A 20,361-nucleotide genomic window follows, 5' to 3' on the forward strand; every position below is an offset into this window, starting at 1 on the left:
AAGCTTTTACTCTTCGTCTTCGGTATCTAAACCGAATTTTTTCAAACGATAGCGCAATGAACGGAATGACATGCCTAATTTTTTTGCGGCAAGGGTTCGGTTCCAGTGGGTGATGTTCAACGCATTCATGAGCACTTCTTTTTCGATATTTTCTAAAAAGAGCTCTAAGCCTTCTTCAGGTAGTTTGCGAGGGACCACACTCTGTTCGTTGCTGTTTGCACCTAGCTGAGCGGATTCATTCGTTGTTGGAGCGGAATTGAACTGAGCACTTGGTTGTCTTAATGGCGCACTTTGCAGATGTTGAAGATCAATCTGATCATCATCGCAGAGGGTCATAGCGCGTTCGATAATATTGCGGAGTTCACGCACATTACCTGGATAATATTGGCTGAGCAGGAAACTCTTCGCACGTTCAGTTAGAGGCCTAGTGGCAATTTCCCATTCATGGCTAATTTTTTGAATAAAATGTTGAGCCAATAAGAGGATATCGTCGCCACGTTCACGTAAGGCAGGCAACACTAAATCCATCACATGGATGCGGAAGAATAAATCTTGGCGGAAGCGACCTTGTTGGACGAGTGCTTCTAAGTCCTGATGGCTGGCGCTGATCACACGGAAATCAACGTCAATTTCACAGTCTGAACCTACAGGACGAATACGTTTTTCCTGTACTGCGCGTAGCAATTTAACTTGCATGGCTAAAGGTAGTTCGGCAATTTCGTCCAAAAATAAGCTACCGCCATGTGCAGATTGAATCAGACCTTGTTTGTCTTGGGTGGCACCACTAAAGCTGCCTTTTTTATGGCCAAAAAGTTCACTTTCCATTAACTCTGTGGGAATTGCCCCGCAGTTAATGGCAATAAAGGGTCCTTCATTACGGTTGCTTAAACGGTGAACCAAATTGGCCACGACCTCTTTACCCGTACCAGATTCACCCGTAATAAAAACAGGTGCTTGTGAACGTGCAATTTTCTTTAGAGTTCGACGCAATTGCTGGATTGGAAGCGATTCACCAATCAACATTTTATGTTCTAAAGCATCTTGCGAAGTAATGTCTTCGGCCAATGGCTTATTCAGGGCTTTTTGTAGCAGTTGTTCAAGATGTTTGGGATTGATCGGTTTGCTGACAAAATCGAATGCTCCCGCCTTTAATGCGGCAATGGCAATGTCCATGTTGCCATAGGCTGTAAGCACAGCAACGGGTAGGGCAGGACAGTGTTCATTCATCCAATCTAAGAGCTGTAGACCATTACCATCGGGTAAGTTGAGATCGGTTAGGCAGGCATCGTAGCTATAGGTAGACAAGGCTTTTTTAGCTTCGTCGAGGCGATGTGCAACATGCGTTTTAACCCCCATCCTTGATAAAGACATCTGCATCAGCATACATAAGTCTTCTTCGTCATCAACTAACAATACCAGTGGTTGTGAATCCACAGTTTTCCCCTAAAAACAATTAAATAACAGCTTGTAAGCACTCAATCCTAAAGCAAGCTCCCTGTTTTTGTTCTACATAGGAAAGCTGTGCTTGATTCGCTTCACAGAAGCTATGAGCAAGATATAATCCTAAACCAGTTCCAGTAATTTCGGTACTAAAAAATGGTTGAAATAACTGTGCGCGGTTTTGTAAAGCAACCCCATGACCGAAATCTCGGACATCGATCTGGACTTTTTTCTGATCCGTACGCGCCACCACTTCGATATACGACATGTCCGGATTGTTATGGCGAATCGCATTACGAATTAGGTTGATTAAAATTTGTCTGAACTGTGCCTCATCAAAATCGATTAAAGTCTTGGCTTGTACATTGAGCCGAATGTTCTGTTGAATGTCTGCCAGATCTTCTTGCAGGAACAACGGTAAAAATTGCTCTAGATTCAGACGAGTCGGATGGGTTTCCTTATTGCGCACCATATTTAGGGTGTCTTGAATAATTCGGTCAATCCGCACCGCTTGACGTGAAATCATATGATTCAACATGTGCTGTTGTTCGGTATCACTTTGCGGATATAAATCATTGGCATGCACAATCGCCGCTAAAGGATTACGAATTTCATGTGCAATACTGGCGGAGAGTTGCCCTAAAGCGGCTAATTTTAGTTGTTGCACTTGCTGATTGAGTTTTTGTGCATCTTGTAAAATCAGCAAGGTCAGCATTTGATGCGGCACAACGAGTTTTTGTACGAGTACCTGAATGTGGTATTGGCTTTGTTGGGATTCAAATTGGAATTTTTCACCGCTTTTTAAATCTTCAAATTTGAGTAATTCAAATAAATCGGGCTGCGTGGTATACAGTGGATATTGATCATGATGATAAAAATTTGGCATGCCGAGTAAATGGCAAGCAGCAGGATTACTCAGCACCACATGACAGTTTTCATCCAACACCAAATAGCCCGTATCAATCTGCTCCAAGATATAGCGGTTAATGTTTTGTAGTCGATGTAGCTCTAAGGATTGCGAAAAATTCAGATTTTCTAGTAACTGGAAACGTTTCACGGCAATTTGCGCACTGCCATACACCACACAAAATAAAAAAGCCAAAATCGCACTGTTGGTTAAATTTTTGAGTGAGGTAAATTCAAGAATTGAACCTAAAAACAGTTGATACACCACGCAAATCACAGCGATGAGGGTGATGACCAAAGCTTTTTGGGCATCTAATAACAGGGATGCTGCAAAAATCGTAATCACAAACAGCAAACTCAAATGTAAATTAGGTCCATCGATGGCTAAGGTCAGTAAGCTCAGCGAAATGACATCTACAATGAATAACAGTAGTAACTGGTTTGGGATCCGGACTTTGAAACGTCCAAGTGACATGAATTGAATGCTGGTAAACAGCAAATAAATCGTCAATACATATAGGTATAAACGTGGGTATTCATAATCTGAACTGAATTGAGTGTAGGTCAGTAAAAAGACCAGTAACAGACAGGCACTGATGATAAAGCGATAAGCACTGTACCAAAGGCCCAAATGATACTGGTTCAATTCACTATGGATTGAACGCTGTGTCATAAGTAACAGGATGTACGTTGTGTTAAGGTTTGATTAACCCGTAGCGAATCGCCAAGTGAGTTAGTTTGACATCACTATCAATATTCAGTTTTTCAAAAATGCGGTAACGGTAGGTGTTCACTGTTTTAACGCTAACGAATAATTTATCGGAAATTTCTTGTGCGCTAATACAATTGACCACCATCATGGCAACTTGCATTTCACGCTCAGACAGGGCGTCAAAAGGTGATTGTTGGGTATCAGACAAATATGAACTGGCCAGTTGTTCCGCAATGTCTGCACTGAAATATTTGCCACCTTGCATCACTTTATTAATCGCACGGACCATTTCAGTGACTGGTGCACCTTTGGTGATATAGCCTTTGGCACCTGCTTTTAACAATAAAGACGGATAGGGTTCTTCAGCAAGTCCACTGACTGCGAGGACTTTTGTATCTGGCGCTGTTTGAAGTAGGCGACGTGTGGTTTCTACACCCCCGATACCTGGCATATTGACATCTAATAAAACAACATTTGGATGGTGTTGGCGAACAAGTGTAATCGCATCTTCACCAGATTCGGCTTGTCCAATGACTTGGACATCTGCATGGTCTTCGAGCATACGGCAAATACCAGTACGGACTAATTCATGGTCATCTACCACCAAAACTGTGATCACCTACACTCTCCCTCAAATCAAAATCTGTTTTTTTTGTTACATAAAGCAAAATAAGCTTGCAATGAAACGACAAAATTAGCAATCCTATTCTTATATGAAATGAAAAACTTCATACACAATGTGTGAGCAAAAAATGTTCGTAGTTGTGACCAATGTACGGCATATTGCTGGTCTTGCGCAAATGTTTAGTATCCTGAGTTGAGTGAGCAATGGTGAAAAAATTAAATAAATCCTTCATGCACGTTTTGGGCATGTCAATTTTATTCAGTATGAGCAGTTTCAGTTCTGCTGAAATTGTGATGAATAGTGCTGCAAATCAGCAGTCAAATATTAGCTGGTCATCTGAAGATGCAAACCAGTTACTCAACGGTGACGTGTCTTATAGCGCTGAAGAGCCATCTCCTCAAGGGTCAACGAAAGTGACTACTTCTGTACGTAGTACAGGCGGTGTGGTACAGACAGCACCATCGAAAACGGTCCGTATTATTGATACCAATCAATACGCAGGACAGCCCTCTGTAAATGCGCGTGCAGCACTGGTTATGGATGGTCAAACTGGTGAAGTGCTATATAGCAAAAATAGCAATACCGCTTTACCGATTGCATCAATTACCAAACTCATGACAGCAGTAGTGATTTCAGATGCCCGATTAAACATGTCTGAAAAGATTACCTTACAACAGGCTGATTTTTCATGTTCAGGCTGTAAAAGTTCAAGTTCAACGCTGCGTGCTGGCGACAGTATGAACCGTGCAGAAGCTTTGCTATTTGCTTTGATGAAATCTGAAAACCCAGCGGCTTCGGCATTAGCACGTACTTATCCAGGTGGTCGTTCTGCATTTATTTCAGCGATGAATGCGAAAGCACGCTCATTAGGGATGAATTCGACACATTATATGGAATCGACAGGTTTGCACCCTGGTAATGTCGCTTCGGCACGTGACTTGGGGATTTTGGTGAATACCGCTTCGCAGTATGGTTTGATTCGTCAATTTTCAACCACACCAAGTTATGACTTTAATTTGGGTTACCGCGTATTGAAATCAAACAATACCAATGCGTTAGTGCGTAATGGTGGTTGGAATATTAATATTTCAAAAACAGGATTTATTAATGAAGCAGGGCGCTGTGTTGTGATGCATACCACACTGAATAACCGTCCAGCGGTGGTGGTGTTATTGGGTGCGGATTCTTCAGTGGCACGAACCAATGATGCGACTCGTTTAATGAACTGGGCGAGCCAGTTACCAAAACGTATTTAACAAGATTTCAGATTTTTCATTCTTTCAGTATTTAGATTTACTCAACGTTTAAATGCTGAAGTGAATGCAAGATATAAAAAAAGCCCTGCAAGAGCAGGGCTTTTTTTTATTCAGTCAGCATATAAATTACATATTTGACAGAATTGAATCACGAACTTGATCCATAGTTGCATCAATCGACAACATTACGGCATCTTGGCATTGCTTGATGGCAGTGTCAGGATCTTTTAAACCGTTACCTGTTACAGTACATACGATCACAGAACCTTCAGCAATTTTACCTGCTTTGATGTCACGAATCGCGCCACCGATAGAAGCTGCAGAAGCAGGTTCTACGAATACACCTTCGTACATAGATAGTAGACGCTGTGCTTCTAAGATTTCAGCATCTTGCAGTTCGTCAAACCAACCTTCTGAGTCGCGGACTACGGCTTTAGCATGGTTCCAGCTTTGTGGATTACCAATACGGATCGCAGTTGCTACAGTTTCAGGGTTTTCTACAGGTGCGCCGCGTAGGAATGGTGCCGCGCCAGCAGCTTGGTAACCCACCATTGTTGGTAGACCCGCAGGTTTTGGACCTGTGAATTGATCAGTTTCAGGATCATAAACTACTTGTACAAATTCTTCTTTAGGCTGATTCGCCACAGCTTCGGTATAACCCATCCAATGTGCTGTGATGTTACCCGCATTACCTACAGGTAGGCAGTGGTAGTCTGGTGCACGACCTAATTCGTCAACGATTTCGTAAGCAATGGTTTTTTGACCTTGCAGACGGTATGGGTTGATTGAGTTTACAATCGTAACTGGTGCTTGATCCGCAACTTCTTTTACAAGACGCATACCGTCATCGAAGTTACCGTGGATTTGCATCGTTACTGCGCCATACATCATCGCTTGTGCCATTTTACCCATGGCAATTTTGCCTTCTGGGATTAACACGAATGCTTTAATACCCGCACGTGCAGCATACGCCGCTGCGGCAGCAGATGTATTACCTGTAGAGGCACAAATAATCGCTTTTGAGCCTGCTTCCACTGCTTTTGTTACGGCCATGGTCATACCACGGTCTTTAAATGAACCAGTCGGGTTTAAGCCCTCGTACTTCACATAAATTTCAACATTTTTGCCAATAATGCGTGGAATGTTCTCAAGCTTAATCAGTGGCGTATTACCTTCGCCCAAAGAAATTGCGCGAGTAGTTGCAGATACGGGTAAACGGTCGCGATAGCGGTCAACTAAACCAGTATAACGATTGGCATTAGACATGATGATGTTCCAATTGTGTGTAGAGCTTGGCGAGAGGAACTGAAATATTCCCCTCGACCCGATTAATTATCAAGCGATTCTAAACGAATTCGTACAATTTCGCCATGAATGACAGGCAATGCTTGAATTTGTTGAAGGGCTTCATCCATTTTAGATTCTTTGACTGGATCAGTCAGAATCACGATAGGAATAAGGTCTTTTAAGCGCGGCTGTTGCATGATCGCATCGATGCTGATTCCTGCACGGCTTAAAATCGTAGTGACATCAGCAAGAACGCCAGTTTGATCTTCGGCATTAATACGGATGTAGTATCCTGTGGTCATTTCTTCACGTGGAAGAATTGGTAAATCGGTCAGTGCTTCAAAAGCAAGCTGTGGAATTGTACCTGCGCCATCTTCGGTATATGAGATGTCACGGACAATATCGACAACGTCAGCAACCACCGCTGATGCTGTCGGGCCTGCACCTGCGCCTGCGCCATAGTAAAGCGTTGGACCAACAGCATTGGCTTGAACCAATACAGCATTTTTAACGCCATTTACATTGGCAATCAGTTGGTCTTCAGGGATCAGCGTTGGATGAACACGAAGCTCAATACCCGTTGCAGCACGACGTGCAATACCTAAATGTTTAATACGGAAACCAAGGTCTTCTGCATATTTGACATCTTGCGCAGTGACTTTGCTGATGCCTTCAGTGAAGACTTTGTTAAACTGGAGTGGGATACCAAAAGCAATAGAAGCCAGCAATGTTAACTTGTGCGCTGCATCGATTCCTTCGACGTCGAAAGTTGGATCTGCTTCGGCATAACCGAGTTCTTGCGCTTCTTTGAGAACGTCTGCAAAGGCACGACCTTTTTCACGCATTTCAGTCAGGATAAAGTTACCTGTACCGTTAATAATACCTGCAAGCCAGTCAATTTTATTGGCTGCCAAACCTTCACGGAGGACTTTAATAATTGGGATACCGCCTGCGACAGCTGCTTCATAAGCAATCTGAACGTGATGATCATCGGCCAATTTAAATAATTCATTGCCGTGTTCAGCTAATAAAGCTTTGTTGGCTGTAACCACTTGTTTGCCATGAACGATTGCTTCACGAATTACTTCATACGCAGGGTGAATGCCGCCCATAACTTCAACCACAACGTCTACATCGGGTTGACGGACGATATCTAATAAATCAGCACTTTGCTTCACTGAAGCAGGTAGTTCTAAATCAGGACGAGGGCGACGCGTACCCACATGGGTAATTTCAATTTCACGACCGGTGCGACGTTTAATCTCAGCAGCATTTTCTTTTAGTAGTTTAAGGGCACCACCACCCACAGTACCAAGACCGAGGATTGCCAGACGAACTGGTTTCACGTCACACTCCATTTATTTCATCATTGCTTTAAGTGAGTTTAGATCATAGCTAAAAAAACGTTCGGACTCTAGGGTAGAAATCACTTTATTCCCACCCATAAAAAACATTCATTTAGCCTATAAAAATTAGTTATTTAAGCGCACTTTCAAGTTCGGAAGCCGACATGTAAGCACCGATGTGTTTGCCTTCTGCGTTATAGATCGCTGGCGTACCATTCACACCAATATTTAGACCCATTTCATACATGCTGCGCACTGGGTTTTTACATGATGCTGGCTCGATTTGCTCACCGGCAATGGCTTTATCAAATGCGGCACGACGGTCTTTGCTACACCAGATAGTTTCCATCATTGGCATGTGTTGTTCACCACGTGGCCAAGCGATGTAACGGACTTCAATGCCACGGGCATTAATATCATCCATTTGTTCATGTAACTTATGGCAATAAGGACAGCTGACATCGGTAAACACATAAACCACGTGTTTGGTTTTACCTTTGGCTTTATAGATTAGTAAGTCTTCGGTTTTTAATTGATCAAATAGTTTTTTGTTGGCGTCTGCTTGTAGCGTATCGCCTACATTAAAGAGTTGTTTTTCACCCAAACGAACCACGTCGCCTTGGAAAATGTATTTACCATCAGCTGTAGCATAGACTGCAGGCATGCCTTCAAAACTCACCCAAAACAAATTAGGAACTTCAGTCGCTTTCACCCCAGTGACTTTGGCATTGATATTGGCTTTTTGCAAATTGGATTGCAAAGTATCAATTAAACGCTGCTGAGCATTACGTTCAGATAAATTCGAAGCTTCACCAGTTGCAGGTGTACTTGCCGTTAATGTCGCGTCTTTCTTTTCGTCATTATTTGAATTAGAACAAGCCACTAACGCCATACTGGCAACAAGTGTCGATGCGAGAAAAATTTTTGAACGGGTAAATAACATAAACAACCCTTTTCTTTTAGCTTTATCAAACAGGTGAGTAAGCATAGCAAAAAATATCGGCCACGATAGAACTTCTTGGTCTGATATTTCCTGCCGTTAAGCTCTCGGATGATAGTCTGCATGTAATTTTTGCATACGAATCTGCGCGACATGGGTATAAATTTGCGTGGTAGACAAGTCACTGTGGCCGAGCAGCATCTGCACTACACGTAAGTCGGCACCGTGGTTGAGCAAATGCGTGGCAAAGGCGTGGCGTAAGGTATGTGGTGATAATTCGGCTTGAATGCCTGCAATGAGCGCATAGCGTTTAATCGCGTACCAAAAGTTTTGGCGACTCATCATTCCACCGAGTTGAGTGAGAAATAAAGCATCGGTTGCGCTTTTGTATAAGACGGGGCGCGCTTCGGCTAAATATTTCTCGATCCATTCCACCGCCATTTGACCTAAAGGGACTAAGCGTTCTTTATTGCCTTTACCGGTAATTCGTAAATAGCCTTGTTTCAGATTGATCAGTTCTAATCTTAAATTTAATAACTCAGAGACACGTAAACCACAGGCATACAGCACTTCGAGCATGGCACGATCACGTAGACCCAATGCGGTGTTGAGGTCTGGGGCATTAATCAGGGCTTCAACATCTGCTTCAGATAAATCCTTTGGTAGGGCACGACCCAATTTGGGTGTTTTATGGATTGCAACAGGATTGTCACTGCGTATTTTTTGTTCACGCAAGAACTTGAAAAATGAACGCAGTGCAGAAAGTGAGCGGGCGATCGAGCGAGGGCTTTTTCCTTGTTTAGTCAGGCTAAGCAAGACATCTGAAATGTCGTCACTGCTCCAATCAGTCATGACATGCGTATGACACCCACTGCATTGAATTAAATCAGATAAATATGCATTTCGAGTGTGTGGACTGACGGTTTGAGCTATTAAATCATCACGATATCCGTGTAAAAAACTGAGTGATTCTGGAATTTGGACAGGGGTTGGAATACGTGGTTTTTTATTTAACATGTGCTGCTCATTTTCGAAATTAAACCAAGAAATCACAATGGTTTAATGCAATGTAATTTAAAAAAATAGTCGTGTCGATGCTAGATTGTTAAATGAGAATTGAAATCGAATCCGATTTGTTAATTATTCTCATTTGTTTGTATAATATTCAAAATTTTTTAGGGTTAGTTGCGTGCGATTATCTGATTTGAAAGTGAAACAAAGCGCAGTCATTCATAAGGTACATCGTAACCAGAATGGCAACAATGCTCCGGCTGATTTAGTCGCTAGCCGTTTAGAGACTTTGGGTTTTGTTCCCGGAACAAAAGTACAGGTGATTACCAAAGGTATTTTTGGTGGTGACCCGATTTTAATTCAAGTTGGGTTTACTCGTTTCGCACTGCGAAAAATAGAAGCTGAAAAAGTGGAAATAGCAATGGAAGGGGCATCAGCATGAGTGATGCGTTACGTATTGCCCTCGTTGGTAATCCAAACTGTGGTAAAACTTCATTATTCAATCATTTAACGGGTACACGTCAGAAAGTTGCGAACTATGCTGGGGTAACGGTTGAGCGCAAGGTTGGTCAATTTACGTTGCCATCGGGTAAATCTGTTCGAGTTTTGGATTTGCCGGGGACGTATAGCTTAGAAGCGACGAGTCCTGATGAAGCCATTACGCGTGATGTCGTGCAAGGTAAAATTGCAGAAGAAGGGCATCAAGATGTCTTTTTATGTGTAGTTGATGCGACAAACTTAAAATTGCACCTCGGTTTGGTCATGGAAATGATCGATTTGGGTCGTCCAATTTTACTTGTCCTCAATATGATGGATGAAGCACGCCGTCGTGGCATGCAAATCAATACCCAAAAGCTGTCTCAGCGTTTGGGCGTTCCTGTTGTAGAAACCGTTGCTGTACGTAATGCGGGTATTGAAAACTTAATGGGTGCTTTGGATGCTGAAGGTTTCAGAAAACCAGATGCGTCATTAAGTGATACCAATCTTTCTGGAACTAACCACGAAAAAATTGAACAAATTTTAAAAGACGTGGTGATGTTTGTTGATCATGAAGATAAACGCTCAGACTTCCTTGATAAAATTTTTCTACATCCAGTCTTTGGTTTAATTACCTTAGCGGTGATGATGTTTATTATCTTCCAAGCGGTGTTTGCGTGGGCTGCGCCGTTTATGGAAGGTATTGAATGGGTGCAGGATTGGGTTGGTGAAGCCGCAGGTGGCATGATTTCCAATCCATTACTACAGAGCTTGGTTGTTAAAGGGATTATTGAAGGTGCGGGTGGCGTAATTGTCTTCCTCCCACAAATTATTATCTTATTCTTCTTTATTTTGGTTTTAGAAGAATCAGGCTATTTACCACGTGCAGCATTCTTGCTAGATAAGCTGATGTTTAAAGCGGGTTTGAGTGGACGTGCTTTTATTCCTTTGCTGTCGAGCTTTGCCTGTGCTGTACCGGGCATCATGGCAACCCGGAGTATTCAAGACCCTCGAGATCGTCTGGTAACGATTTTAGTTGCTCCATTGATGACCTGTTCGGCACGTTTACCGGTTTATGCTTTGTTGATCTCGGCATTTATTCCACAGCAAATGGTCTGGGGCGTCTTTAACTTACAAGGCTTGGTGTTATTTGCATTATATGCAGCCGGGATTGTGAGTGCCTTAATTGTGGCAACAGTACTGAAATTCTTCCAAAAAGATAAATCGCAGCATGCCTTATTGATGGAACTTCCAAGCTACCGTTTCCCAGATATTAAGAGTGTTTGGATTGGTTTACTGGACCGTGCCAAGATCTTCTTGAAACGTGTTGGTGGCATCATCTTCGCTTTATCGATTTTGTTATGGTTCTTGTGTACCTTCCCGCAACCGCCAGAAGGCGCAACCTTGCCGGATATTGATTATTCATTGGCAGGTATGCTTGGGCATGTGCTACAACCGATCTTTGCACCATTAGGTTTTAACTGGCAGATCTGTATTGCCTTAATTCCAGCGATGGCTGCACGTGAAGTTGTTGTAGCGGCATTGGGTACGGTGTATGCCTTGTCTGCAACAGATGAGGATGCCATGTCTCAAGGTCTGGCAAATTTAATTAGTAGCGATGGGTCATTGGGTTGGTCATTGGCAACCGGTCTATCATTATTGGTGTGGTTTATTTATGCGCCACATTGCTTGGCGACACTGGCGACAGTTAAACGTGAAACTGGTTCCTTGAAGACGGTGAGTTTCATGACCATCTATTTATTTGGTTTGGCTTATTTAATGGCATTCATCACGTATCAAATTGCAACACGCTATTTTGGATAGTGAATCTTGAATGGCAAAAGCTGAACAAAGGAGAGAGACATGCTTGAATCAATAATTATTGCGGTATTGGTGATTTGGAGTGCTGTCGTGGTGTTTAAGAAGGTATTTCCAAAAACATCAAACTCAGTCTTCACAACTTTATCTGAGCACTGTGCAAACCGTGGTTGGAACAGTTTAGCCAAATGGTTAAAGCCCAAAATGGTCGCAGGCTGTGCAGGCGGTTGTGGATGTTCAGCTTCGGATAATCCATCTGCAAAAAAAGCTGAAGTACAAGCGGTGAAATGGAAATAAGCTCACCGTCAATTGCTTGAAGAAACCGCCCAAGATGGGCGGTTTTTTTACGAGCGGACACAAAAAAACTGCGAGAAAGTGAAAACATAAAAAGCATTCAAAACAGCAAAGTGCTAACATTTTGTCAGATTTAAAAACCGACCAAAAAATGGGGCGAAAATGTTAATACAGCGTGGTGGATTGAAGGTTGTTGCCGGATTAGGGATTTCTGGTGTTTCCGCAGTGAATTTCTTACATAGCCATGGCTACCGCGTTGCAGTCACCGATTCACGAGCAGTCCCACCGGGTCATGATCAAATTCCAAGTGATGTACAAACCAGTTTCGGTCAGTTGGACCAAGATTTATTACTCCAAGCAGAAGAAATTATTATCAGCCCGGGGCTAGATCCAAAATTACCGCAAATTCAGGCGGCCATTGCAGCCAACATTCCTGTGGTTTCAGAAATTCAAATTTTACGTCGTGCGACAGATAAGCCGATTGTCGCAATTACAGGTTCGAATGCGAAAAGTACCGTAACGACTTTATTTGGTCTTATGGCAGCAGATGCAGGCAAAAAAGTGGCAGTGGGTGGCAACTTAGGGCGTCCAGCTTTGGATCTCACCAAAGATGATCCAGAGCTTTATGTTTTAGAGCTTTCAAGTTTTCAATTAGAAACCACGTCGAACTTGGCCGCAGAAGTGGCTGTTGTGTTGAACATGAGTGAAGACCATTTGGACCGTCATGGCGATATGATGGGCTATCACACTGCGAAGCATCGTATTTTCCAAGCGGTGAAAAAAGTCGTGTATAACCGTGATGACTCATTAACACGTCCATTGGTTCCAGATATTACTCCAATGCAAAGCTTTGGCTTAAATGCACCAGATATGAATCAGTTCGGTATTTTACGCGATACTGATGGCACAATTTGGTTGGCACGTGGCCGTGAGCGTTTACTGAAAAGTGCAGACATGTATATCCAAGGGACACATAATGTGGCAAACGCCTTGGCATGTTTAGCTTTGGGTGAAGCGATTGGTTTGCCACTAGAAGGCATGTTGGAAACTTTGAAAACCTTTAAAGGTTTAGAACACCGCTGTGAATTTGTGAAAGAAGTGCATGGTGTTCGTTATTATAACGACTCTAAAGGCACTAATATTGGTGCGACTTTAGCTGCGATTGATGGTCTAGGTGCCGCGATTGAAGCCAAAGGCGGTAAAGTGGCGATTATTTTAGGTGGTCAAGGCAAAGGGCAGGACTTTACTGCGCTACGTGATTCACTTTCAAAATATGCCAAAGTTGCGGTGTTGATTGGTGAAGATCGTCCAATTATTGAAAAAGCGGTTGAAGGGACAACCACGCTGATTCATGCTGAAAGTTTGAAACAAGCGGTTGAGCTGTGCCAACAAAATGCGGTAGCCAATGATGTGGTGTTATTGTCTCCAGCGTGCGCAAGTTTTGATATGTTTAAAGGCTACAGTGAGCGTGGGCACCAATTTGTTGATTGTGTGAATGCACTCGTTTAAAAGAACGATAAGGAAAGTTGTATGGCTGGGTTAGCTCAGACGACCATAAATAGAATAAATGAAGTTGTAGAGCGTTGGATTCCTCGGTTACCTGCCGAGGTCAACGTGCGCAATGTTTTAATGTTCTGTGTTTTGGCATTGTTGTGTATTGGTTCGATCATGGTGGCATCTGCTTCGATGCCTTATGCAGAGCGTATGCATGAAAATGCCTTCCATTACATTTCACGACACGGGATTTCGATTGCCGCTGCCGCCATGGCTGCGTATATCGCTTATAAAGTGCCGTTAAATGTCTGGTTTAACAACACCTTCTTTTTATGGATTGTGACCATTGTCCTGTTAGCTGCCGTTTTGGCGGTAGGTACTGAAGTCAATGGTTCTAAGCGTTGGATTCGGATCGCTGGTTTCACCTTACAGGCTTCGGAAGTCGCCAAAGTCATGATGGCGATATTTACCGCAGACTATGTGGTACGGCGTGCCGAAGAAGTCCGTAATAATATTAAGGGCTTGGTGCGTTTGGCAGTGATTATGGCTGCAACTGTCGGTTTGGTCATGGCAGAGCCTGATTTAGGGGCGACGGTGGTGATTGCCTTAACCATGCTAGGGGTATTCTTCCTCGCAGGTGCACCGTTGATTCAGTTCGCAATTGCCTTTGGTGCGATCATCATGGCCTTTGTGTTCTTGATTTTATTTGAACCTTATCGTTTAGAGCGGTTGATGTCGTTCTCAAATCCATGGAATGATCCATTAGGTGCAGGCTACCAATTGTCGAATGCATTAATGGCTTTTGGTCGTGGTGAATGGTTTGGTGTCGGCTTAGGTCATAGTATTCAAAAAATGTCGTATTTACCTGAGGCACATACCGACTTCATGTTGGCGGTTTTGGGTGAAGAATTTGGCTTCTTTGGGATTTTGACTGTATTGACGCTGTCATTTGTGATGTTGGTCTGCTGTATTCGCATTGGTCATCGTGCCTTGCGTCATCAATACTTACGTGCAGGCTACTTGGCTTATGGCATCAGTATTATCTTCTTGCTGCAAATTTTGGTGAATGCAGGCATGAACATGGGCATGCTTCCAACCAAGGGTTTGACCTTGCCGTTTATTAGTTATGGGGGGTCTTCTCTGATTATCTGTGCGGTTATGGTGAGTCTGATCTTAAAGATCGATGCGACGACCAAAGAAGTGAACCCAAGTAAAGAAGAATCAAGCTTCTAAATTCGTATCTCGTTGCGGATCGGGAGATGCATGGTGGAGGACACTCGCCGGCATCTCCGTTCCACAATGGAGACATTTGACCAAGCTCGCCTTGGCTTTAGATAGTGGAATCAATGGAATAAAAAATAAAGAAAAATAATTACGTTGCTGTTTTAACTCATACTGAGTTCTACTGCGGCACACAGGGCAAGTAAATTGGCTCTTTTCAATGACTTTGGTTTTCGGACCAAATCCAAAAATAAAAAACATTAGGCTCTCCAATGGTCGATTGATCACTTTATTAAAGCATAATTCAATTGAATATCGAGTGATTGGCGCAGATAGGGATGTGGGTTTATTGATAGATTTGAGGCAATGCTGTGCCATGGGGAATTTGTTGAATATCCCACTGCGCAATCGCCTGTTGTAGCATAATACGTGGCGTATCCAAGTCGACTGGCGGTTGGTGTAGGGCTTGCAATGCTTGTTGTAATAAAGGTGCCGCTTGGCTTAAATCAAGAGCTTGAGCCATATTCTGTTTTGACAGTTTTTGTCCCTGATCATTCATTGCCAATGGCAAGTGCATGTATTCAAGGCGCGGATAACCCAAAACCTGTCCGAGCCAAATTTGACGTTCGGTATTGTCCAAAAGATCAGCCCCACGTACGACATGGGTCATCCCTTGTAGGTAGTCATCCACCACGACAGCAAGTTGATAATTAATAATGCCATCACGGCGTTTTAAGACAAAGTCACCTAAATCTTGCTGCAGATTGGAGCAATGCGTCCCTTGTAAGCGGTCGGTAAAACAAATGTTCTGTGCATCGACTTTAATTCGAATGGCCTGATCCTGAAGGGGAAGACCAAGATTACGACATGTACCTTGATAGATATGATTCGAACCGAGCATTTTTCGGGTGCATTGACAAGCATAGACCAAGTCTTGGGCATGCAAATGCGCAATGACTTGCTCATAGATTTCAAGGCGGTCTTTTTGGAAAATGATCTCGGTATCTGGTTCGAATTGAAATGCATCAATACAACGTAAGATGTGTTCTTCGCTGCCGGGAAATATACGTGGAATGTCGGTATCTTCGATACGAACCACCCATTGCCCCTGATGGGCACGGGCATCGCAGTAGCTTGCGACTGCTGTAATTAAAGAGCCAAAATGCAAAGGGCCGGTTGGCGATGGCGCAAACCGACCTGAGTAGCGAGTCAGCGAAACATCGTTTCGCCGCTGCGCAAGAGCTGAGCTAGGCTCAGCTAAGGAATCATCGACAGTCACAATTAACCGTTATTTTGCTTCTCTTTGATCTCTGCAAGTGTTTTGCAGTCGATACATAAAGTCGCTGTTGGGCGCGCTTCTAGGCGACGTAAACCAATTTCGATACCACACGTTTCACAGAAACCATAGTCATCATTTTTGATCGCTTCAATTGATTGTTCAATTTTACGGATCAGTTTACGTTCACGGTCACGTGTACGAAGTTCAATCGCAAATTCTTCTTCTTGCGTTGCACGGTCGTTCACATCTGGAAGCGCAGTATTTTCGTCTTGCATGGTATTCAAAGTACGGTCTACTTCTGACATTAACTCAGCTTTCCACGCCAATAAAATGTGGCGGAAATGCTCAAGTTGCCCTTCAGACATGTATTCTTCATTCTTTTTAGGCTGATAAGGTTCAATACCAAATAAGCTTGCAGTAGAACCACCTTCAGTCGCCTTTGGCTTTGATTTGCGCACGCGTTTGGTAGACTTTTCGTCTACTACATCAGTTTGTTCGTCTAAGACTTGATTTTGGTTGTCATTCGCCATATAGGGCATTCCTCATCATATGCATATATCTATACGCAAAAAATATGGTGATATGCAAGTTTTTTATCCACCCAACACAGAGTTTCCTTCTGTGGGGGTCGTCATCATATAGACTTTTTCTGCTTATTGATAGTCTTTGATGTTTGGATTCTAACTATCACTTTTCCTTTAGAAGGCATAAAGTAAAGCAAAAAAATCAAATTGAAAAGTTAATAACCTGAAATTTCAACATTAATTTGAGGTTGTTTCAATTTGACCCGAACAACTTCAGTTTTAAATTCACCATTATCATTCAGATAGAGTGCACGATACCCTGGTAAAGCCTCATCTAAGGCAAAATTTTCACTATGCGGTTTGAACTGAACACTGGTCGAAGGCGTCGATAAAAACTGAATATTGCGCCATTGATTAGACGAGTCTTGATGTACGTGTCCGCATAGTACAATTTTGACATTGTCATGGCGTGAAAGCACATCTATGAGATGTTCAGCATTTTTTAGTTTATGCTGATCTATCCAATGCGATTGCATGGCAAAAGGGTGGTGGTGGCATGCCACAATGATGTGTTGCTGTGGGTGTGCTGTGAGTAACTGATCTAATTGTTCCAACTGCTGTTGTGATACCCAACCATCCACTTTTCCTTTAACCGCACTGTTCAGTAAAATCAGACACCAATTGCCTAATGCGATGCAGTGAGCACGATCTTCCTGTTGATGAAATGGGAAGCAAGACGTTTCGTCATGGTTCCCCGGAATCTGATAAAACGGAAACGGCTGCTGTTGCATATATTCGAGATAACGCGCATAGGTACGCTCTACCGGCACTTGTGCAAGATCGCCAGTATGGACAAGCGTATCGATGTGATGATGGTTCAACTGAATTTGTTGAATCACATCGTGAAAACTCTGCTCTGGATTCATGCGGACAAATTCAAGATCTTCCTGATCCATTAAATGTGTGTCCGAGATCTGGATCAGTGTCCAGTCGTATTGTGGTGTATCCCTTAAAGTCATGTCCTTCCCCTTAGACATTCCTTGTAGTATGTATTTGTTGTTGTAACCATTGCAAGGCCATAATGACAGGTGCGTTTTTTAGCCGACCATTGGTTAATAATTCAGGAATATCAGCATAGTTTAAGATATGCAATTGAATATTCTCTCCTTCATCAGGCATGCCAAAGACTCCTCCATGTTCAGGCAGTTCTGCTTCAGCACTATAAAGGTGGAATAATTCCGCGCAGGCACCCGCAGAGGGATAAAAACTAAATAAATGCTGTAGTGCATCTAATTCACAGCCTGATTCTTCCAAACTTTCACGGCGGATGCAGCTTTCAGCAGATTCATCACCATCGAGCACGCCGGCAATAATCTCTAGTTGCCATGGCGAAGTTTCATCATCAATCGCCCCAATGCGGAATTGTTCAATTAAGGCAAATTTTTGTTGTTGATGACTATAGATCAGCACACCTGCTGCTTCAGGACGATGAATCAATTCACGCTGAATGGTTGGAATCATGCTGTCTTGATGGAATAAGCGGTGTCGAAGCAGAACTTTTTCAACTTGAATAAAGCCTTTATAAAGATGTTCACGCCCTTCAATGCTGTAATCTTTTTTGTTATATGTGGCCTGTTTAATAATATTCATAAGCGCTAATTAGGATGAAATCTTCCATTTCATCCTAACCGAGATTTTGTTGAATACAAAAGATTTTTTTTAAGCTTTACACTTTATGGTACAACTTTTGACCATGTTCATGATAGGCCGCTTTCATGCTTTGTAAACCTGTCTCAATTTCAGGATTAGATTCTGAAGAAAGCTGCATATCTTGCTGATTTTTTGCATAATCTCTCACATTTTGTGTGATTTTCATCGAGCAAAATTTAGGTCCACACATGGAACAAAAATGGGCCGATTTATGTGCTTCTCTCGGCATAGTTTCATCATGCATGCTGCGTGCTGTATCAGGGTCTAAGCTCAGATTAAATTGGTCTTCCCAGCGGAATTCAAAGCGTGCTTTCGACAATGCATTATCACGGGCCTGCGCACCGGGATGACCTTTGGCAAGGTCTGCGGCATGGGCTGCAATTTTGTAGGTGATAATGCCATCTTTGACGTCTTTTTTATCTGGTAGACCAAGGTGCTCTTTCGGGGTCACATAACACAGCATCGCGGTGCCGTACCAACCAATCATTGCCGCACCAATCGCAGAGGTAATGTGGTCATAGCCCGGGGCAATATCGGTGGTGAGCGGCCCAAGGGTATAAAAAGGTGCTTCTTTGCAAACCTCGAGTTGTAGATCCATATTTTCTTTGATCATGTGCATTGGGACATGGCCTGGGCCTTCAATCATGACTTGCACATCATGTTCCCATGCCCGGTGAGTCAATTCACCTAAGGTGCGTAATTCACTAAATTGAGCTTCATCGTTAGCATCTTGAATACACCCCGGACGTAAACCATCACCTAAACTGAATGACACATCATAGGCTTTCATGATTTCGCAGATTTCATCAAAATGCGTATACAGGAAGTTTTCTTCATGATGCGCTAAGCACCACTGCGCCATGATGGATCCGCCACGTGACACAATACCTGTTAAACGGTTGGCGGTGAGTGGAACATAACGAAGCAGTACGCCTGCGTGAATCGTAAAATAATCGACACCTTGCTCGGCTTGTTCAATCAGTGTGTCTTTGAAAATTTCCCAGGTTAAGTCCTCTGCGACACCATCAACTTTTTCTAAAGCTTGGTAAATCGGTACGGTGCCAATCGGTACAGGTGAGTTGCGAATAATCCATTCGCGGGTCTCATGGATATTTTTACCTGTCGATAAATCCATAATGGTGTCAGCGCCCCAACGAGTTGCCCACGTCATTTTTGCCACTTCTTCATCAATGCTTGAGCCGAGCGCTGAGTTACCAATGTTGGCATTGATTTTCACCAAGAAGTTACGACCAATAATCATCGGTTCACATTCAGGGTGGTTAATGTTGGCAGGGATAATGGCACGACCTTCAGCCACTTCTTGACGTACAAATTCTGGGGTGATTTCAGTTAAATTGCGTGCGCCAAAATTTTGACCGGCATGTTGGCGCATATCAACACCTTCACGCTGGCGCTGATTTTCACGAATTGCAATGTATTCCATTTCAGGGGTGATGATGCCTTGTTTGGCATAGTGCATTTGAGAGACATTGTGTCCACGACGAGCGCGACGGGGTTTTGAAATATGCGCAAAACGAATCTCTGCAGTACGAATATCTCGAAGACGCTCTTGTCCAAATTTTGAAGTTAAGGTATCGAGTATTTCCGTATCATTTCGAGACTCGATCCAAGATTCACGGACATTAGGTAGACCTTGATTCAGGTCAATTTGAATATTGGGGTCGGTATAAGCACCAGAGGTGTCATAAACCATGATCGGCAGATTTTTTTCTCCACCCAGACCTGTAGGCGTATCTGTAAGGCTAATTTCACGCATTGGGACGCGAATATCTGGACGTGAGCCTTGGATATAGACTTTCTTTGACGCAGGGAGAATACGAGTGAGATCTTTAGCATCTTGTTCATGTTGAGCAGCGCGATCTGAAGCGGTGAGATTCGTTAATTGGTTCATTGCAATGATCCTTATGAATGACATCAACGAATCAAGCACGACCAAAAACGTGGCAGTTTATCTGATGGATTCACCTGAAAATAAAGGCGTAAAACCAAGAGATAAGAAG

Annotated in this window: 19 protein-coding genes; 6 read left to right on the forward strand and 13 right to left on the reverse strand. The window is 43.1% G+C overall.

What is annotated here, in order from left to right; all coding sequences use genetic code 11:
* Nucleotides 1–6: 6 nt before the first annotated feature.
* The 3 genes from FTT98_RS06920 to FTT98_RS06930 are packed head-to-tail and all read right to left on the reverse strand — an operon-like array spanning nucleotide 7 to nucleotide 3,677.
* Nucleotides 7–1,434, reverse strand: a complete 1,428-nt coding sequence (locus tag FTT98_RS06920) for a sigma-54 dependent transcriptional regulator (RefSeq protein ID WP_180039935.1) — start codon at nucleotides 1,432–1,434, stop codon at nucleotides 7–9.
* 19 nt (nucleotides 1,435–1,453) lie between these two features.
* Entirely contained in the window at nucleotides 1,454–3,019 is a 1,566-nt protein-coding gene (locus FTT98_RS06925) for a PAS domain-containing sensor histidine kinase (protein ID WP_180039937.1), read from the reverse strand.
* Between the two features lie 22 nt (nucleotides 3,020–3,041).
* Complete coding sequence (locus tag FTT98_RS06930; RefSeq protein ID WP_078189449.1) at nucleotides 3,042–3,677, reverse strand: response regulator; 636 nt, start codon at nucleotides 3,675–3,677, stop codon at nucleotides 3,042–3,044.
* Between the two features lie 212 nt (nucleotides 3,678–3,889).
* Here FTT98_RS06930 and FTT98_RS06935 point away from each other — a divergent pair, with 212 nt between their 5' ends.
* Nucleotides 3,890–4,939: a serine hydrolase gene (locus FTT98_RS06935; RefSeq protein ID WP_180039982.1), complete on the forward strand. Its 1,050-nt coding sequence runs from the start codon at nucleotides 3,890–3,892 to the stop codon at nucleotides 4,937–4,939.
* 126 nt (nucleotides 4,940–5,065) lie between these two features.
* Here the strand turns inward: FTT98_RS06935 and thrC are convergent, their stop codons facing one another.
* The 4 genes from thrC to xerD all read right to left on the reverse strand — a co-directional run bounded on the left by thrC (nucleotide 5,066) and on the right by xerD (nucleotide 9,529).
* Entirely contained in the window at nucleotides 5,066–6,205 is a 1,140-nt protein-coding gene (thrC, locus tag FTT98_RS06940) for a threonine synthase (RefSeq protein ID WP_078189447.1), read from the reverse strand.
* 62 nt (nucleotides 6,206–6,267) lie between these two features.
* Nucleotides 6,268–7,572: a homoserine dehydrogenase gene (locus FTT98_RS06945; protein WP_180008061.1), complete on the reverse strand. Its 1,305-nt coding sequence runs from the start codon at nucleotides 7,570–7,572 to the stop codon at nucleotides 6,268–6,270.
* Between the two features lie 130 nt (nucleotides 7,573–7,702).
* A complete protein-coding gene (locus FTT98_RS06950; RefSeq protein WP_180010679.1) occupies nucleotides 7,703–8,515 on the reverse strand; it encodes a DsbC family protein in 813 nt (270 codons plus the stop codon).
* Between the two features lie 96 nt (nucleotides 8,516–8,611).
* Nucleotides 8,612–9,529 (reverse strand): site-specific tyrosine recombinase XerD, encoded by a 918-nt coding sequence (xerD, locus tag FTT98_RS06955; RefSeq protein ID WP_180039940.1) that lies wholly within the window; start codon nucleotides 9,527–9,529, stop codon nucleotides 8,612–8,614.
* Between the two features lie 172 nt (nucleotides 9,530–9,701).
* Here xerD and FTT98_RS06960 point away from each other — a divergent pair, with 172 nt between their 5' ends.
* The 5 genes from FTT98_RS06960 (at nucleotide 9,702) to ftsW (ending at nucleotide 14,839) form a co-directional block, all read left to right on the forward strand.
* Nucleotides 9,702–9,965 (forward strand): FeoA family protein, encoded by a 264-nt coding sequence (locus tag FTT98_RS06960; protein WP_111884859.1) that lies wholly within the window; start codon nucleotides 9,702–9,704, stop codon nucleotides 9,963–9,965.
* A complete protein-coding gene (locus FTT98_RS06965) occupies nucleotides 9,962–11,824 on the forward strand; it encodes a ferrous iron transporter B (protein WP_180039942.1) in 1,863 nt (620 codons plus the stop codon). Before FTT98_RS06960 ends, FTT98_RS06965 begins: the two co-directional genes overlap by 4 nt.
* A gap of 39 nt (nucleotides 11,825–11,863) precedes the next feature.
* Nucleotides 11,864–12,115 carry a DUF6587 family protein gene (locus FTT98_RS06970; protein ID WP_180039944.1) on the forward strand — a complete coding sequence of 84 codons (252 nt, stop codon included), beginning with the start codon at nucleotides 11,864–11,866 and terminating at the stop codon, nucleotides 12,113–12,115.
* 159 nt (nucleotides 12,116–12,274) lie between these two features.
* Nucleotides 12,275–13,621 carry a UDP-N-acetylmuramoyl-L-alanine--D-glutamate ligase gene (gene murD / locus FTT98_RS06975; RefSeq protein WP_180039946.1) on the forward strand — a complete coding sequence of 449 codons (1,347 nt, stop codon included), beginning with the start codon at nucleotides 12,275–12,277 and terminating at the stop codon, nucleotides 13,619–13,621.
* 21 nt (nucleotides 13,622–13,642) lie between these two features.
* Complete coding sequence (gene ftsW / locus FTT98_RS06980; RefSeq protein ID WP_078189440.1) at nucleotides 13,643–14,839, forward strand: putative lipid II flippase FtsW; 1,197 nt, start codon at nucleotides 13,643–13,645, stop codon at nucleotides 14,837–14,839.
* On the opposite strand, the gene FTT98_RS06985 is transcribed toward ftsW, so the two are convergent.
* The 6 genes from FTT98_RS06985 to thiC all read right to left on the reverse strand — a co-directional run bounded on the left by FTT98_RS06985 (nucleotide 14,828) and on the right by thiC (nucleotide 20,252).
* Nucleotides 14,828–15,088: a zinc-ribbon domain-containing protein gene (locus FTT98_RS06985; protein WP_180022060.1), complete on the reverse strand. Its 261-nt coding sequence runs from the start codon at nucleotides 15,086–15,088 to the stop codon at nucleotides 14,828–14,830. The two genes, ftsW and FTT98_RS06985, sit on opposite strands and share 12 nt — an antisense overlap.
* Nucleotides 15,089–15,173: 85 nt before the next feature.
* The gene (gene gluQRS, locus FTT98_RS06990) at nucleotides 15,174–16,106 is read right to left on the reverse strand and encodes a tRNA glutamyl-Q(34) synthetase GluQRS (protein WP_180177185.1); all 933 of its coding nucleotides are present in this window, start codon (nucleotides 16,104–16,106) and stop codon (nucleotides 15,174–15,176) included.
* A 2-nt stretch (nucleotides 16,107–16,108) separates the two neighbouring features.
* Nucleotides 16,109–16,636 (reverse strand): RNA polymerase-binding protein DksA, encoded by a 528-nt coding sequence (gene dksA / locus FTT98_RS06995; RefSeq protein WP_078189438.1) that lies wholly within the window; start codon nucleotides 16,634–16,636, stop codon nucleotides 16,109–16,111.
* Between the two features lie 209 nt (nucleotides 16,637–16,845).
* Nucleotides 16,846–17,649 (reverse strand): 3',5'-cyclic-AMP phosphodiesterase, encoded by an 804-nt coding sequence (gene cpdA, locus FTT98_RS07000; RefSeq protein ID WP_180039950.1) that lies wholly within the window; start codon nucleotides 17,647–17,649, stop codon nucleotides 16,846–16,848.
* Between the two features lie 10 nt (nucleotides 17,650–17,659).
* Nucleotides 17,660–18,280, reverse strand: a complete 621-nt coding sequence (locus tag FTT98_RS07005) for an NUDIX domain-containing protein (protein WP_180039952.1) — start codon at nucleotides 18,278–18,280, stop codon at nucleotides 17,660–17,662.
* Nucleotides 18,281–18,356: 76 nt separating this feature from the next.
* Nucleotides 18,357–20,252 carry a phosphomethylpyrimidine synthase ThiC gene (gene thiC / locus FTT98_RS07010; RefSeq protein WP_180039954.1) on the reverse strand — a complete coding sequence of 632 codons (1,896 nt, stop codon included), beginning with the start codon at nucleotides 20,250–20,252 and terminating at the stop codon, nucleotides 18,357–18,359.
* Between the last annotated feature and the right edge of the window lie 109 nt (nucleotides 20,253–20,361).

The organism is Acinetobacter sp. YH12039 (assembly GCF_013420015.1).
GTDB lineage: Bacteria > Pseudomonadota > Gammaproteobacteria > Pseudomonadales > Moraxellaceae > Acinetobacter > Acinetobacter amyesii.